The organism is Undibacterium sp. WLX3042, assembly GCF_049544825.1.
Lineage (GTDB): Bacteria > Pseudomonadota > Gammaproteobacteria > Burkholderiales > Burkholderiaceae_D > Undibacterium.
The window spans coordinates 1,201,338-1,217,021 of the sequence record NZ_CP186698.1 but is presented as its reverse complement, the minus strand read 5'-3'; the positions used below and the strand labels follow the sequence as shown (position 1 = coordinate 1,217,021).

General features: G+C 52.0%; 13 protein-coding genes. 3 read left to right on the top strand and 10 right to left on the bottom strand.

Annotation, left to right across the window (positions count from 1 at the left end; translation table 11 throughout):
- Positions 1-140: 140 nt before the first annotated feature.
- The 5 genes from ACPAOP_RS05490 to ACPAOP_RS05470 all read right to left on the bottom strand — a co-directional run bounded on the left by ACPAOP_RS05490 (position 141) and on the right by ACPAOP_RS05470 (position 2,923).
- Complete coding sequence (locus ACPAOP_RS05490) at positions 141-638, bottom strand: hypothetical protein (protein WP_423709586.1); 498 nt, start codon at positions 636-638, stop codon at positions 141-143.
- A gap of 2 nt (positions 639-640) precedes the next feature.
- Positions 641-1,264, bottom strand: a complete 624-nt coding sequence (locus ACPAOP_RS05485; protein ID WP_423709585.1) for a DUF2238 domain-containing protein — start codon at positions 1,262-1,264, stop codon at positions 641-643.
- 127 nt (positions 1,265-1,391) lie between these two features.
- Positions 1,392-1,703 (bottom strand): hypothetical protein, encoded by a 312-nt coding sequence (locus tag ACPAOP_RS05480; RefSeq protein ID WP_423709584.1) that lies wholly within the window; start codon positions 1,701-1,703, stop codon positions 1,392-1,394.
- Between the two features lie 116 nt (positions 1,704-1,819).
- Entirely contained in the window at positions 1,820-2,470 is a 651-nt protein-coding gene (locus ACPAOP_RS05475) for a hypothetical protein (RefSeq protein WP_423709583.1), read from the bottom strand.
- Between the two features lie 294 nt (positions 2,471-2,764).
- A complete protein-coding gene (locus tag ACPAOP_RS05470; RefSeq protein ID WP_423709582.1) occupies positions 2,765-2,923 on the bottom strand; it encodes a hypothetical protein in 159 nt (52 codons plus the stop codon).
- A gap of 265 nt (positions 2,924-3,188) precedes the next feature.
- Here ACPAOP_RS05470 and ACPAOP_RS05465 point away from each other — a divergent pair, with 265 nt between their 5' ends.
- A complete protein-coding gene (locus ACPAOP_RS05465) occupies positions 3,189-5,312 on the top strand; it encodes a S46 family peptidase (RefSeq protein ID WP_423709979.1) in 2,124 nt (707 codons plus the stop codon).
- A gap of 314 nt (positions 5,313-5,626) precedes the next feature.
- The gene (dbpA, locus tag ACPAOP_RS05460; RefSeq protein ID WP_423709581.1) at positions 5,627-7,018 is read left to right on the top strand and encodes an ATP-dependent RNA helicase DbpA; all 1,392 of its coding nucleotides are present in this window, start codon (positions 5,627-5,629) and stop codon (positions 7,016-7,018) included.
- A gap of 276 nt (positions 7,019-7,294) precedes the next feature.
- On the opposite strand, the gene ACPAOP_RS05455 is transcribed toward dbpA, so the two are convergent.
- The 5 genes from ACPAOP_RS05455 to ACPAOP_RS05435 are packed head-to-tail and all read right to left on the bottom strand — an operon-like array spanning position 7,295 to position 9,719.
- Positions 7,295-7,780, bottom strand: coding sequence for a GNAT family N-acetyltransferase (locus tag ACPAOP_RS05455; RefSeq protein WP_423709580.1), 486 nt, complete (start codon positions 7,778-7,780; stop codon positions 7,295-7,297).
- A gap of 15 nt (positions 7,781-7,795) precedes the next feature.
- Complete coding sequence (locus ACPAOP_RS05450) at positions 7,796-8,089, bottom strand: DUF6916 family protein (protein ID WP_423679132.1); 294 nt, start codon at positions 8,087-8,089, stop codon at positions 7,796-7,798.
- Between the two features lie 50 nt (positions 8,090-8,139).
- Positions 8,140-8,655 (bottom strand): phage tail protein, encoded by a 516-nt coding sequence (locus tag ACPAOP_RS05445; RefSeq protein WP_423709579.1) that lies wholly within the window; start codon positions 8,653-8,655, stop codon positions 8,140-8,142.
- Positions 8,656-8,665: 10 nt separating this feature from the next.
- The gene (locus ACPAOP_RS05440) at positions 8,666-9,199 is read right to left on the bottom strand and encodes a phage tail protein (RefSeq protein ID WP_423679130.1); all 534 of its coding nucleotides are present in this window, start codon (positions 9,197-9,199) and stop codon (positions 8,666-8,668) included.
- A gap of 10 nt (positions 9,200-9,209) precedes the next feature.
- Positions 9,210-9,719, bottom strand: coding sequence for a phage tail protein (locus ACPAOP_RS05435; protein ID WP_423679129.1), 510 nt, complete (start codon positions 9,717-9,719; stop codon positions 9,210-9,212).
- A gap of 510 nt (positions 9,720-10,229) precedes the next feature.
- Between ACPAOP_RS05435 and ACPAOP_RS05430 the strand changes: the two genes are divergently transcribed.
- Entirely contained in the window at positions 10,230-15,575 is a 5,346-nt protein-coding gene (locus ACPAOP_RS05430; protein WP_423709578.1) for a fibronectin type III domain-containing protein, read from the top strand.
- The last annotated feature ends 109 nt before the right edge of the window (positions 15,576-15,684 follow it).

The window sequence follows — 15,684 nt, the reverse complement described above, 5'->3', positions numbered from 1 at the left end:
AGTATAAAAACGATCGGTCATCGCCTTGCGGCGATGAAATCAGAATCAGGGTACACCAATGGCAGCAAGTCCATCATGCAGAAATCCCGATGACGGTGCGAGCCCCGAACTTATGCCTCTCCTGTGACGGAAATAAACCGCTAGCTGGGTCGCAAAACGTCAACCGGAAGACATTGTTCCGCCTGTTCTATCGTTTCAAACAGTTGGCCTTCTGAAGGCGACCAAAAAAGAACCTGATGCTCCAGTCTTGAAAACCACCTGAACAAAGCGCCAAGTTGATTGATCTGCGCCGGTTCTGCCCGGATACACATATCGACGATTTCGCGATACGGCAAATCCTGATTATTATTGAGTCGGATTTGCAGTGCGCTGTGCCCCCAGGCATCGGTCGTGAACAATTGCATACGCAGGTAATAGGCAAACCTGTCTTCGGCGCGCTCAGAACCAAGCTCCCACAGATAAACACTTTGCGCATGCTGGGGAAACTTCTCGTATGCATCCGCCCATTCGGTCAGCGTATCTGCACCAAGGTAAAACTCAAGCGCACTAGAGGTCGATCCATTCGACACCGACATCACCAGATTCAAGTGATACGGCTCTTCGTAAGGGTATCTTGTGATGCAAATATAGGGAGTCATATTCAACTCGATTGAGTGGGGTACATGCGCACTATCTGACGGTCTTGCGTTCGTGCCAGCGCTGCCTGTGCGACAACTGCCCCGATGAGCGCGAACAGCATGTCGGATTGTGTATCCCAAGGATCGCCCTGAGTACCAAGAAATTCGTCAGCGCCCTGCCCGAGCGCGACGGCAGCGGCCCACTCGATGAGTTCATACGATGCGCTGATGGCGAGCACAACACAGGTCACCAGAAAGCTCAGCATTTTTCCCGCACGGACATATCCACCGCGCAGCAAAATTTCCCGCGCCGCCAGCGCCGGAACAAAGCCCTGGGCAAAGTGACCGATCTTGTCGTATGGATTCCGATGCAGACCAAGCGCCTCGGCGATCTGGAAACCAAAAGGTACTCTGGCATAGGTATACGCGCCACCGACCAGCAGAATGACGGCATGCACGAAAATACAAATGTAAAGCAAGTGCGTCAGCGGAAAACGCGTGTAGCTTACGATCAGCACAGGCACGACAATAAATATCGGCAGCACCTCCATCAGCCACGTGGCGCGGTCATAAGGATGCCAGCCAGACCAGGCCAACAGACCGAGCAGGACGAAGAGAGCGACAAGGAGGGTTTGGGTGCGGGGCATAGGTTGTGAGGTCTAACGTCGAGCTGCCCGGAACTACGCAAAACACGCAGAAATCGGAGAGTAAATAATTGAAAAGATGCTGCGCGTCGACGCGCCAATATGCGCAGTTTCCGTGCAGAGCGCTATGTTAAACATCATGTTTTCCTTCGCGTGGGTAATGCACAAAAATTCGAGAACTATCTTCCGTGAGTCGTACACCATTTACTACAAGTATCTGTTTATCTGATACTAATGGAAAGTATTCAACCTCACCAGTTCCAAATAGCGCCTCCTCCATCAGTGAGCGACCAAACTCAAACAAGGCCTCTCTAGATGCGCACTCAAATAGTATGTGATTTCCCGCAGAATCAACTGCAATCTTTATACGATGCGTAACATCACTCTGCACATCAGGATTTGAGTGTTCAACCAGATTTGAAAAGGTTACTGTCGTTTGCATTTATTCTGATGTTTAACGTTTGAGCTAACCGGACTGTTGCGGTATGTGGCTAAAGGCCCAGAATGAAATGGCGGGCCTTTAGCCACATGCCGCAATGGGTCCGGTTGAGCGAATGGTTAGGCCCCTGCGCTCCGCAGTGCCATACTTGCCTTTTGTACAGCAGCGACTTCGGTCCAAGGATGCGCGGCTAGACATATTCTTCCGTCTTCCTTGAGTGAAAACTGGTCAAATTTCGGGTTGCGTTCGGATGAGACACTGAACCACCATTCGACTCCGCCATACATGATCGCGTAGCATGGTTTCCCACCAAGCCTGAAGCTTTGGGGTTTGGTGATCATCTTGATTAGTTGCCTGTTCTCGTGATGAATGACGCCGTATCCACCAATTGGATATTCGTATTCTCTGCCGGGATCCTCATTGAGTAGCATTATGCGTAGTCGATCAGTGTGCGGTCCCAGATCTACCGCACTATACATCGGTAGGCTGCTAATGCTGGCACGAAACAGGACACTTAAGTGGAATAGTTTGAATGACTTGTAGTCCGTTGTTATCCACCGTGGGTCTTCATCTTGCCATGGGTCCGGTAGGGGTGAATTGTCAAGCCAGAACGCTTTGAACGGCTTTTCATAGTGCTCATTGATATGCTGTTCGCAGTCTTCGCAGAGCAGTAGTTCCTTGGCGCCGTCTTGGACTGGTGCCCATCCCTTTTTGCCTTGTCCTGTGATGCCCATGATCTGTCGATTTTGGTTCTTCAGTTCGGCATACATGAATTTCGGGACGATGTGTGACTCGCACAGTCGTTTATCCCTTCTGCAAAGGTGGCAGGTTGGCATTTCAGGGGCCTAACGTGATTTAATTTTCATTTTGCAACATTAACCATCAATGATAAAACTGTCAACATGTTGTAATCCTCTTGAAAACCGCATGGATATTAGCTACATTTTGCAATGCTGTTTATATATACAGTATAAATAAACTACAAAAAAACATCACCGACATCGTTAAAACACCGTTTACCCGATCAGACGCAGGAAGATTGCTTTATCGGAATTTTTACTTAGTCACGGAAGAACGGTATGCGTAGCAGATACCTTCGCTTTCGCCCACCATCGCCACCACCATCCTCTCAATCCATCTGCCTGACCAACGCCACGCCGCATAAATGTAAATAATTTTTCCTTTTTTTCTTTACGGTCGTAAAGATATCTGTCAAATTTCATTCTTTACCGGAACTTTTCCTGCGGCGGCGGGTCTGGTTCTGGAGTCGCAATTCGATAATAATGAGCGGAGTACAGCGCTGTTCTGATGTGATGTGGGTTGCTGCGTGTGTGCATCTGGGTGTTTTCCGGACACTGTTTTCGCATCGCACTTGACACTTTTTTGGCGCTGGTCACCCGCCCCCACCTGCAACGCGCTGGCTGCACACTGTGCCAGCGCTTTTGACCATAGACGGAGAGTAAGTTGAAACAATCGTATGCATGGAGTCTGGCGCTGGCCGGGCTGAGTCTGGCCAGCAGCCCGCTGAGCTATGCCGATGAAGGCCAATGGCAGCCGCATCAGTTGCCGCAATTAAAAGCGGAGCTGAAACGCATAGGCATCACGATTCCGGCAGAAAAGCTGGCGGATTTGTCTAAGCATCCTATGAGTGCGATGGTGTCGCTGGGCGGCTGTTCGGCCTCGTTTGTGTCTGACAGCGGGCTGGTGGTGACGAATCATCACTGTGCTTACGGCGCGGTGCAACGGAATTCGACAGCCGAAAAAAATTACATCAGCAATGGCTTTCTGGCGAAAACCCGCGCTGAGGAATTACCTGCCGGCCCGGATTCGCGCATGTATATCACCGATAAAGTGGAGAACGTGACTGACCGTGTGATGCAGGGCATGACAGCGACAATGTCGGGCAAGCAGCGCCATGAGCATGTGCAGAACCGCATCAAAGCGCTGATTGCGGAATGTGAACAGGATAAAGCGTATCGTTGCTCGGTGCCGAGTTTCCATCGCGGGATGGAGTATTACCGGATACGCCAGATGATGATCCGCGATGTGCGCCTGGTGTATGCGCCATCGGACAAGATCGGTAATTATGGCGGCGAAGTGGATAACTTTGAATGGCCGCGTCATACCGGCGATTTTTCTTTCCTGCGCGCGTATGTCGGTAAAGATGGCCGCCCGGCGGATCCTTCGGCGGATAACGTACCGTATCACTCCAAAGATTTTCTGGTGGTGTCGGCACAGGGTCTGAAAAATGGCGACCCGATTTTGCTGGCGGGTTATCCGGGCACGACCAGCCGTTACAAATTGCCGGAAGAAATCCGCTTTGCGCGGGATGTCAGCTATCCGGCGCGGGTGGCCGAGGCAAAATCCGATCTTTCGGTGATTGCGGCAGCAACGCAAGGGAATGCGAATGCTGAAGTACGTTATGCAAGCGTGGTCAAGAGCATCAACAACCGTCTGAAAAAAACCGAAGGTTTGCTGGCGGGGTTTGCGCGTAAAGATATTGCAGCCATTAAAGACGGACAGGATGCGGAATTCCGCAGTTGGTTCAGTCAGCACAGTGCCGATCAAAGTCTGCTGAAAGAGCTGGATGCAGTGATCGCCAGTGACATGACCCTGAATGAAGAAGAATTTGCGTGGAGCGTCGCCACCAATAGTGATCTGCTGAAAGCGGCACGTACTTTATACCGCCTCGCGCTGGAAAGCACCAAACCGGATGCAGAGCGTAAAGCGGGTTATCAGCAACGTGATATCTCGTTTATTTCAGCGCGACTCGCTCGTCTGGAACAGTCGTATCTCAGCAATGTGGATCAGGCACGTTACACGGCATCGCTGCAGCGCTATAACCGTCTGGAAGCCAAACTTCGCCCGCAAGGTCTGGATGTGTTGTTGCCGACACCGGAATCTGTCGCGGCGATGTACCAGCAGTCAGAACTCGGCAATACAGCGACGCGTCTGGCATGGCTGAAAAAAGATGCGGCGGCATTCCAGCAATCAGACGATGCGTTTATCCGTCTGGCAGTGAAGCTGCATGACATCGGCCTGTCACTGGAAGAGCGCCGTAAAGAAGTCGATGGCAATCTGGAACGGGTGATTCCGCAATATATGCAAGCGGTGATTGCCTGGAAAAAATCGCAGGGCAAACCTGTGTATCCGGATGCGAACTCCACACTGCGCGTGACTTATGGCACTGTTGCCCCTTACAGCCCGCGTGATGGCATCAGCAAAGGCCCGTTCACGACGGTTGAAGGTATCGTTGAAAAACATACCGGTAAAGCGCCATTCGATGCGCCGGAAAGTTTGCTGACCGCTGTTAAAGAAAAACGTTACGGCGTATTCAAAGACAATGTGCTCGGCACAGTACCGGTGAATTTCTTGTCGAGTGCAGATACCACCGGTGGTAATTCGGGTTCAGCAGTAATGAATAAAAACAGTGAACTGGTCGGGCTGAATTTTGATTCGACTTATGAATCGATCACCAAAGACTGGTACTTTGACAGCGCCATCACACGCGCGATTCATGTCGATATCCGTTACATGCTGTGGGTGATGAAAGAAGTCGATCATGCAGATAACCTGCTGAAAGAAATGACGATACGCTACCCGGCAAAATAAACAGCGTAAGCAATAATCAACAGCGGCACACCTCTGTAATGATGTGTGCCATTTTTTATGCTGCATCCGGTGCAGCGGCATTTGCGACGAAAGCAATTCGGCGGTGATCAGCCCGATCGCCTACAATAGCGCCTGTTGGTTCACACAACCCTTGTTATAAGTGCTCTTCGCTTGTCGCAATATGCGTCAGGAAGTGAACAAAACAAGGAGCGCAGCAGCCAGGCCATGACCCCTGTGCCAGCCGCTGGCATCCTGCCCGTTTTTCCCGTCGTATTTTTTATCCTTGTTTTCACCTGCTCCAAGAAAAGTCATCCATGTCTGACGCTACTGCTTTCAATTCCTTACCTTTATCTGCCACCATGCTCGCGAATCTGGAGAGCCTCGGTTACACCACCATGACGGCAATTCAGGCAGAAAGTCTGCCGGTGGTGTTGCAGCAACGTGATCTGATCGCGCAGGCAAAAACCGGCAGCGGCAAAACTGCGGCTTTCGGGCTGGGCATACTGGCAAAACTGAATCCCACATATTTCGCAGTACAAGGCTTGGTGTTATGCCCGACGCGTGAACTGGCGGATCAGGTGGCGAATGAATTACGCCGTCTGGCGCGCGCAATCGAGAATGTGAAAATTCTGACCTTATGCGGCGGCACCGCGATGCGCCCGCAAATCGCCTCGCTCGAACACGGCGCGCATATCGTCGTCGGCACGCCGGGGCGCTTAATTGATCACGTCAGCCGCGGCACCATCAATCTGCATACGGTGCAGACGCTGGTGCTGGATGAGGCAGATCGCATGGTGGACATGGGCTTTTACGATGATATCTACACCATCGTTGCGGCCTGTTCACCGCGTCGCCAGACCTTGTTATTCTCAGCGACTTACCCGGACAATATCCGCAAAGCCAGCGAACAATTGCTGCGCGATCCGGTGGAAATCAAGGTCGAATCACAACATGCGGCCAATCACATCGAGCAAAAGTTTTATCTGGTATCACCGGAAGAACGTAATGAAGCCGTCGCGCGTTTGCTGCACCACTATCAGCCGGTATCAACGATTGCGTTTTGTAATACCAAAATTCACTGCCGCGAGCTGACCGAAGAATTGCAGGCGCAGGGCATCAGCGCGCTGGCCTTGCATGGCGATCTGGAACAACGCGACCGCGATGAAGTGCTGATCCGCTTTGCGAATCAAAGCTGTTCGGTGCTGGTGGCAACCGATGTGGCGGCGCGCGGGCTTGATATTCAGACGCTGGGCGCGGTGATTAACGTTGATGTCTCAAAAGATACCGAAGTGCATATCCATCGTATCGGTCGGACTGGCCGCGCTGGTGAAAAAGGGCTGGCACTGAGCCTGGCAACACCGAATGAAAAAAAATGGGTCAGGCTGATTGAGGAATATCAGGGTGAAGCCGTCACCTGGGCCGATATCAACGAACTCGACGCAGCGCCGGAACAAACTCTGGCGGCACCGATGATGACGGTGTGCATTATGGGCGGCAAAAAAGACAAACTGCGCCCCGGTGATTTACTCGGTGCGCTGACCGCTGATATCGGCCTGAAAAAAGAACAGGTCGGCAAAATCAATGTCTCCGAGTTTGTGACCTACGTTGCACTCGACCGCCACGTCGCCGTCAGAACAGTCGACAGACTCAGCCGTACAAATATCAAAGGCCGCCAGTTCAAAATGCGCCTGATCGACAGCGTCTAATTATGTGTGCTTAAGCGTGATGTGATCCCCGTCATCGTCACATCATCATGAGGCTGCAAGACTGTCGCGATGCAGCCCGGAAAATTGCTGTAATTTACTTTTTTTGGGGGAGTATCCGGCATTTTCGCTAAGATGTCTGCATAAACAAAGGGGCTGTAAATATACTCCCGGGAGTATATTTACAGCCCCAAATGCCTGAAAAACACCTGTGGTGACGCTTTCTGCGCGCTGCCAACAGCGAAACGCTGCGCGTATGCAAGGCGCAGATCGTCGTGCTCAGTCCGTTTCAGCTGGACGCCGCATCAGCAGATACACGCCTTTATCTTCGACCTCCACAAAGCCTAGCCGTTGATACAGACGTAACGCCGGATTAAATTTTTCCACATGAATCTGCACTGCTTTATGCGCAGCCCGCGCCTGTGCAAATACCGCCTGCAACAGATCGGTGCCTATGCCCTGCCCCCGCGTGTCGGCCATCAGCGAAATATCGACGATAGAAATCGCCTCAGGCTGATGTTGCAGATAAAGACGACCGATGTCTTGCTGACCACGCTGCACAATAAAATAGTCCGTCTCGGTATAAGCAGCGTACGCACGTTGTTGCGCCTGAAACTGCATCGTCAGAAACGCGGACTTCTGAGCCTCAGGCCACCCTGTCGGACGCAGTTCTTCGTCACGAACCGACGCATACAATGCCTGCAAAAACGGCAAATCGGCGTCGCTGACAGCGCGCAAGGCAAGTTGGGGATGCTGAAAATTCATCGCAGACAGCATTGCTTATTTTTCGATACTGAACGTCGCGGAATAAGAAACGCCACGCTCTGTTTTCGAAAACGGCACCAGAAAAATTTCCTGCGTCGGCAAGCTGGCATGCTGCAAGGCGTAGATTCCCTGCGGCAGAGCCGTGCTGGCATCACTGGAAAAATTCAGCGAAAAAAAGTGGTATGGGGAAGATGTGGTCGCGCTTTCTTTGACCTCATCGAGTGTCAGCGTCAGGCTCAGGCCGTCACCGAATGGAATAGTGAATTTGGAACCGACATGCGGTAAAAATTGTGCAGCGGTAAAAGTCATATATAGTCAAACGTACAAACAAAAATGCCAGAGCAAGCTCTGGCCGGAATTTAAGGACGCGACGGAAACACGCCGTACAAAGAAATACAGAAATTCAACACACTGAAAGGCTGACGATTTTCGTGCGCAGCGCCCTGACCGACAACACTGATCCCCTGTGGTGACAGCGTTGTCAGCGTCGGTGCAGGTGCATCAGTCGTGGCGGCATACAGATTGCCGCTTGTCAGTTTAGACACCAGGTGACCACCGGGCCCCGCCGATACGGATTGACTTGCATTGACAACCAGATCATGCGTATGCGCAGGCATTTCCCCCATAGTCAGACTCACCGCGCTGTCGCCTTGTTGCACACCGACCTGATTATTTTGCGCGCCAATCACGGCCTGCCCCATCAGATTCGGCAAGCCAAAAGTTGTTGTGCCATTCCCGCCATAATTGACACCGAGAATCGAGAACAGGGGGGTATTTTGCTGGATAGGTACCAGCGCGCCATCACAAAATGCCCATTGATAAGGGGCATAATTGAAACCAAACGCGCGGATTTCTCCGATAAATGGATCTGCCATCATGTTCTCCTTAAGCTTGCTGCGGGTAAACGCCGATTGTTGCGATGATGTAATTCAGTGCCGTGGTGGGCATCAGATTACTGTGCGCTGCCTGGCCGCCAACAACAGGGATTGATTGCGGACTGAGCTTGCGTTCCAGCGTGGGATTTGGCACGCCGGAATCATATAAAGTACCGCTGGCCAGCGTTGCCAGCACAGATGCCGCGCCGGGAGTACCGGTACTGGCAACATCCGCACTGCCTTGTATCGTATGGCTATGCGCAGGGAGTTGCGCTTGTGTCAGTGACACATTTGCCACCCCGAATGTCTGCCCCATAACGCGTGGCGTCAGACCGGGTCCACTTCCCTGTCCGACCGGTAAACGGTTACGCAGATCAGGCAGAGCAAATGTGCGGACACCATCGCCGCCGTAGGTGGTGCCCAATAATGTAAACAGGATCTCGTTTTCTGAAATCAACACCTGACTTCCATCACAGGCTAACCAGCCCTGTGGCGCATAGGAACCAGCAAACAAGCGAATTTCGCCAACAAAAGGATCAGCCATTCTGTTCTCCTTAATTTCTGGATGGGAAAATGCCAGTAGTGGCAATGATGTAATTAATGACCAGTGATGGCTGCATGTTTTCATGCGCAGCGCCAGCACCTATTGTCGAGGTCATGCCAGCTTCCATTGGGACCAGATTGGTGGCGGCGCCATAGATGTTGGTCGCCGTTGCGGCAAGTATGTTCTGCGCTGTGCCGCCGACACGCGGAGAAGTTGCCGGCGAACTGGCGACCACAACGCCATGGTTATGCAAAGGTAAATGTGCGGCCTGCAGGGCAACCGTTTCCTGACCACCGGTACGACCTTGTACATAGGTGCTGCCATCCCTGTGCATCGCGACGCGCCCGCGTAAATCCGGCAAAGCAAATGTCGTCTTTCCATCGCCACCGTACTGCACTCCCAACAAAGCAAACAGGGCATTGTTTTGTTGTATGCTCATTAAGGCACCATTGCAGAATGCCCAGCCTTTCGGCGCAAACGGAAACGCGCAAATCTTAATTTCACCTAAAAACGGGTCCACAGTGTTCTCCTTAAAGAGTGTGCTGACGCTGAATAGTGTTTACAAATTTTCACTTTTGCAATTTTGCAATTTTGCAATTTTGCAATTTTGCAATTTTGCAATTTTAAATGATTCAATGATAAAGACTTTTCGTCAATCATCTATTCAGACTAAGGAGGCGAAAAGAAGACACTTACAGGCAATTCAGTTTTAATTTGCCTTTTTTTTATGCAATATAGTTAAAATACTATGGTTTCCGACTATCAGCCTAATAATTCACTTTTTGTCAAGAAAAAAATTTGACTTTTAGCAATTTTTGGGCTTTCCGAATCTCTGCTTCAGAGCAATTCAGTCCTAATCATTATCACCTATTACCATTCAATTAACACGGAACATCCCGAGGAAAAAATGATGATATCGCCCAGCCATTATCATGTTAGCCAGGAAGACAGGAGATCTTGTCATACCTGGTTAAACCTGATTTTTATCGCCATACAACAGCATTGGAGAAGTACCTTTGGCAAACTCTGCATGGTGCTTTTTTTACTGATGATGTACGGCCAGGTATTTGCTGCCTGTAATATTACTTTTACTGCAGCGGCTGGGGGACAGGTCACTTTTGAAGCTGCAAACAGTCAATACGCCGGACAGCCAGCAAGGTACAAGTACTTATTTTCTGCCAGCGATAACACTAATTGCGGTAGTGCCGATCTATATGGCATATACGATGCGCTTACTCAGGCCAATTTTAATAATACCGGTGTAACGACGGGTGCCGGTGCCCTGATGGCACCCAGTACCAAAAGTGGTGGTTCGTCGAATGTTCTTGTGCATTCGACAAACGGTGGTGGAGCATACGATTTCAACGCTTTTTATTATTCCATTCCAGCAGGCTTATCGAATACCACCGATACGTTCCAGTTTTATGATGGCAGTGGCACCCTGCAAACTGTAACGGTCACCATTCCGGCAGCAACTCCCGGCGCACCAACAATTGGTACGGCAACGGCAGGAAATACGCAGGCGTCGGTTGCCTTTACTGCCCCCGCGTCCGATGGAGGTAGTGCCATTCTTGACTATACCGTCACATCCAACCCCGGCAGCAAGACTGCGACCGGCGCAGCCAGCCCGCTGATCGTCACTGGTCTGACAAACGGCACCGCTTATACTTTTACGGTCACAGCAAGAAATGCCAATGGCTCAAGCCCCGCCTCCAGTGCTTCTGCTGCGGTCACGCCTAAGGCGCCGCAAACGATCACGTTTACCAATCCCGGTGCGCAAAACTTCGGTACCACACCAACCTTGACGGCAACGGCGTCTTCCGGTTTAACGGTAGCGTTCACGTCGGCAACTACGGGTGTTTGTACAGTAACAACCGGAGGTGCACTCACCTTTGTCACAGCAGGCTCTTGTACGATTAACGCCGATCAGGCAGGTAGCACGAGCTATTCAGCCGCTACAACAGTTGCTCAGACCTTTGCTGTCAACGCCGTCGCACCTGGTGCACCAACGGGTGCGACTGCTGCCGCTGGCGCCGGGCAAGCCTCTGTATCCTTTACCGCGCCAGCTTCCACTGGCGGCAGTGCTATCATTGACTATACGGTCACATCCAGCCCCGGCGGCTTTACTGCGACCGGCGCGGCCAGCCCACTGACCGTCACTGGTCTGATCAATGGGCAGGCTTATACATTTACCGTCACTGCGAGAAACTCGGCTGGCTCTGGTTCGGCATCTACCGCATCCGCTGCAGTCACACCGAAGGCAACCCAGACCATTACCTTTACCAATCCCGGTGCGCAAAACTTCGGTACGACACCAACCTTGTCTGCGACTGCTTCTTCCGGTCTGACTCCGACATTCACCTCTTCCACAACCGGTGTCTGTACGATCACTTCCGGTGGCGCGCTCACGTTTGTAACGGCCGGCTCTTGTACGATTAATGCCGATCAGGCAGGTAACGGCACCTATACGGCGGCAACGACGGTCAGCCAGACATTTGCTGTCAACGCCGTCGCACCTGGTGCACCAACGGGTGCGACTGCTACCGCTGGCGCCGGGCAAGCCTCTGTATCCTTTACCGCGCCAGCTTCCACTGGCGGCAGTGCCATCATTGACTATACGGTCACATCCAGCCCAGGCGGCTTTACTGCGACCGGCGCGGCCAGCCCACTGACCGTCACTGGTCTGACAAACGGGCAGGCTTATACATTTACCGTCACTGCGAGAAACTCGGCTGGCTCTGGTGCTGCCTCCACCGCATCCGCTGCAGTCACACCGAAGGCAAATCAAACCATTACCTTTGCCAATCCCGGTGCACAGAACTTCGGTACTAGCCCAACCCTGACAGCAACCGCCAGTTCCGGACTGACACCCACGTTCAGCTCAATTACAACCGGTGTCTGTACGATCACTTCCGGTGGCGCATTGACGTTTGTCACGGCAGGCACTTGTACGATTAATGCCGATCAGGCAGGTAACGGCACTTATCTGGCAGCAACTACCGTCGGCAGAACATTCACTGTGAATGCCGTTGTTCCTGGTGCTCCAACCGGTGCCGTTGGTACAGCCGGAGGTGGACAAGTTTCAGTCGCCTTTACCGCGCCGGTCTTCACCGGAGGTAGCGCGATCACAGGTTACACAGTGACTGCGAATCCCGGCGGGGCGACTGCCAGCGGTGTGGCCAGCCCAGTGACCGTGACTGGCCTAACTAACGGAACGCCATACACTTTCACTGTGACGGCAACCAATCTGGCTGGTACTGGCCCTGCCTCCTCCGCTTCTGCGGCAGTGACACCGAAGGGAACTCAGACCATTACCTTTGCCAATCCCGGTGCGCAAAACTTCGGTACGACACCAACCTTGTCTGCGACTGCTTCTTCCGGTCTGATTCCGACATTCACCTCCTCCACAACCGGTGTTTGTACGATCACTTCCGGTGGTGCGTTGACGTTTGTGACAACTGGCACTTGTACGATTAATGCTGATCAGGCAGGAGACGGCACTTATGGCGCAGCAACGACGGTCAGCAGAACATTTACCGTAAATCCTGTTGTGCCTGGTGCGCCTACCAGTGTCGTGGGCACAGCCGGTGCGGCTCAGGCGTCTGTCGCCTTTACTGCACCAGTCTTCACCGGAGGTAGCGCGATCACAGGTTACACAGTGACTGCGAGTCCCGGTGGGGCGACTGCCAGCGGTGTAGCCAGCCCACTGATCGTGACTGGCCTGACTAACGGAACGCCATACACTTTCACAGTGACGGCAACCAATCTGGCAGGTACCGGCGCGGCATCGACAGCATCGACCGCGGTCACACCAAAAGCACCGCAGACGATCACGTTTGGTAATCCGGGAACACAGACTCTCGGTAACGCATTGACACTGACAGCTACCGCTTCTTCCGGCTTAGCGGTGACATTCACTTCGTCAACTCCCGGTGTTTGCTCTGTTACCCCGGGCGGTGTCGTTTCCTCTATCTCTGCGGGTGTTTGTACCATCAATGCTAATCAGGCGGGTAATACAAACTTCGCAGCGGCGACAACGGTTGTTCAATCATTTACCATTAATCCTCTGCCGGTTGGCGTGCTGACGTTTGCCAAACCCGGCTCAGCTCTGGTGACAATGGGTTCAAGTTTCACAAACGTGGCAACTTCAAACCTGAGTGGTGGCGGCTTCGGTGCTATCAGTTACAGCAGTTCCAACACCGCAGTGGCAACGGTGAGTGCAACCGGTGTCGTCACTCCTGTCAGCCCCGGCACAAGCACGATTACGGCAACGCAAGCTGCTGTGCCTGGTGTAAATGACCAGGCAACACAAACCTATACGCTGACGGTTGCTCCTCTGCCAGTTGGTATCCTGAGTTTCAGTACGCCGAATGCAGCAACAGTCGTGATGGGCGGTACGCTGACCAATCCTGCAACATCGACCCTGACAGGCGGTAGTTACGGGACGATCAGCTACAGTAGTTCAAATACGGCTGTGGCAACAGTGAGCGCCAACGGCACAATCACTCCTGTCAGTGCCGGGACAAGTACGATCACGGCAACACAGGCTGCTGTGGCCGGTGTGAATGCTCAGGCAACACAAACTTATGTACTGACGGTTGGAAAAAATGCACAGGCAACACTTAGTGTCGTCAGCGATAAATCAAGTATCTTTAAAGTTACAGGTACAGCAACACTGACTACAACCGGGGGCTCTGGTACCGGCGCCGTCACTACTGCTGTCACTACGGGTAGTTGTTCTGTTGCTGGTAACGTGGTGACTGCCGGTGCGGTTGCAGAAACCTGTGTCATTACTGCGACGAAGGCGGCGGATGCTAACTACAACGCAGCAACGGCAACAGTCAGTATCCAGATCCTGAGTATGGCGACATCTACTGTCACTCTGGCTAGTTCTTCGCTGAATCCGATGTTAGGACAAAGCGTTAATCTGACCGCGACGGTTAATCCAGGTACGGCAACAGGAACTGCCAGCTTTATGGATGGATCAACGCTGATTGCCAAAGTAAGTCTCAGCGGCGGTATCGCGAATCTGTCAACCAGTACACTTGCTGTCGGCAGCCACAATCTGACCGTGGTGTATTCTGGTGATGCCAATCTGGCCAGTTCCACCAGCGGTGCCATTGTTGTGAACGTCAATGCCCGACCAGATCCGGTAAGCAATCCGGTGGTGAAACAAAATATCGTTTCGCAAGCAACGACAACTCAACGCTTTACCGTGGCGCAGATGACCAACATCTACAACCATGTGCAGATTCTGCATAGTGACTTTAATATCCGTAACCGTTTCGGGGCAGGTCTGAATGTGCCGTATCTGGATACGTTGCGTCTGGTTGGTGGAAAAATTCTGGATAATTTCAGTGGTACCCAGGAGAAAGATGTTCTTGCAGGAGAATTCGGAACAGTGAAAACTGCTGAAAATCAACGCCGTGCAAGAGCGCCGTTTGCTCAGGACGGTACAAGCCATCAGAAAGAAAAACGCATAGCGAAAGACGAGGAAGCAGATCAGGAACCGGTCATCAGCGATGATGTTCCACGGATTGCCGGCATGCCGGCAGGTTTCTGGACTGCGGGCAATATCGACGTCGGCTCTCTGGATGCGCAGGATGGCTCTCGTACTAAATTCTCCAGTGCAGGTCTGACGCTGGGTATGGACGTGATGGTCAATTCCAAGTTGATTGCCGGCGGCTCCATCGGCTACGCTAAAGACAACGCTACTTTTGATAATCTCGGTAGCGAAAGTAAAGCAAAGCAATGGTCTGGCTCGCTGTATGCAACTTACAAACCAGAAAAACGTTGGTTTATTGATGGTGTACTTGGTGGCGGTCATGTGACCTATGACAACCGCCGCTGGGACAGCAGCAATAATGTCCTGTTGTCTGGTGACCGCAAAGGTAAGATCATTTACGGTTCGCTGAGCCTGACACGTGAAATGATTCTGCAACAGTTCCGTGTTCATCCGTTTGGCCGTGTTGATGTGATCAATGTCAAACTCGACAGCTACTCAGAACAAGGCAGTCCGATGGCGTTAACGTTTAAAGATAGCAGCTTTACCAACTCTACCGTCACTGGTGGTCTGGATATCTTTAAAGACTACTTCTTTGCCGGCGGTCAGGTAACACCTTCGCTTAAGCTGCAGTTGTCACACCGTACCAGCGGCGATGTAAATCAAGCCGTGTACTACACTGACATGGGCGTGAACGGTCCAACGTATAACGCGATCGTGACAGGTATTCCGGAAGATGTTCAGTCTTTAGGTTTAGGACTGAATTTCAAAAACCGCCGGGGTTTCCAGGCAAACTTCGCGTGGCTGGGTTCGATGGGTGCGAATGCTTATCGTAATAACAGCTTCCGACTGGATTTACGCTTTGGCTTCTGATGCATTGAGTTAATGCGTATTTCAAATAAAAACCCCCGTTAGCAATAACGGGGGCTTTTTCTTTATGGCGGCTGAACATGAACGCCTGCTCAGCAGCTATCTGATAAAA

Coding starts and splice junctions, on each gene's coding strand:
- ACPAOP_RS05440 (WP_423679130.1), bottom strand. CDS start 9,199: ATGGCTGATCCTTTTGTTGGCGAAATTCGCTTGTTTGCTGGTTCCTAT.
- ACPAOP_RS05430 (WP_423709578.1), top strand. CDS start 10,230: ATGGTGCTTTTTTTACTGATGATGTACGGCCAGGTATTTGCTGCCTGT.
- ACPAOP_RS05445 (WP_423709579.1), bottom strand. CDS start 8,655: ATGGCAGATCCATTTATCGGAGAAATCCGCGCGTTTGGTTTCAATTAT.
- dbpA (WP_423709581.1), top strand. CDS start 5,627: ATGTCTGACGCTACTGCTTTCAATTCCTTACCTTTATCTGCCACCATG.
- ACPAOP_RS05470 (WP_423709582.1), bottom strand. CDS start 2,923: ATGAAATTTGACAGATATCTTTACGACCGTAAAGAAAAAAAGGAAAAA.
- ACPAOP_RS05485 (WP_423709585.1), bottom strand. CDS start 1,264: ATGCCCCGCACCCAAACCCTCCTTGTCGCTCTCTTCGTCCTGCTCGGT.
- ACPAOP_RS05455 (WP_423709580.1), bottom strand. CDS start 7,780: ATGAATTTTCAGCATCCCCAACTTGCCTTGCGCGCTGTCAGCGACGCC.
- ACPAOP_RS05490 (WP_423709586.1), bottom strand. CDS start 638: ATGACTCCCTATATTTGCATCACAAGATACCCTTACGAAGAGCCGTAT.
- ACPAOP_RS05475 (WP_423709583.1), bottom strand. CDS start 2,470: ATGTATGCCGAACTGAAGAACCAAAATCGACAGATCATGGGCATCACA.
- ACPAOP_RS05480 (WP_423709584.1), bottom strand. CDS start 1,703: ATGCAAACGACAGTAACCTTTTCAAATCTGGTTGAACACTCAAATCCT.
- ACPAOP_RS05450 (WP_423679132.1), bottom strand. CDS start 8,089: ATGACTTTTACCGCTGCACAATTTTTACCGCATGTCGGTTCCAAATTC.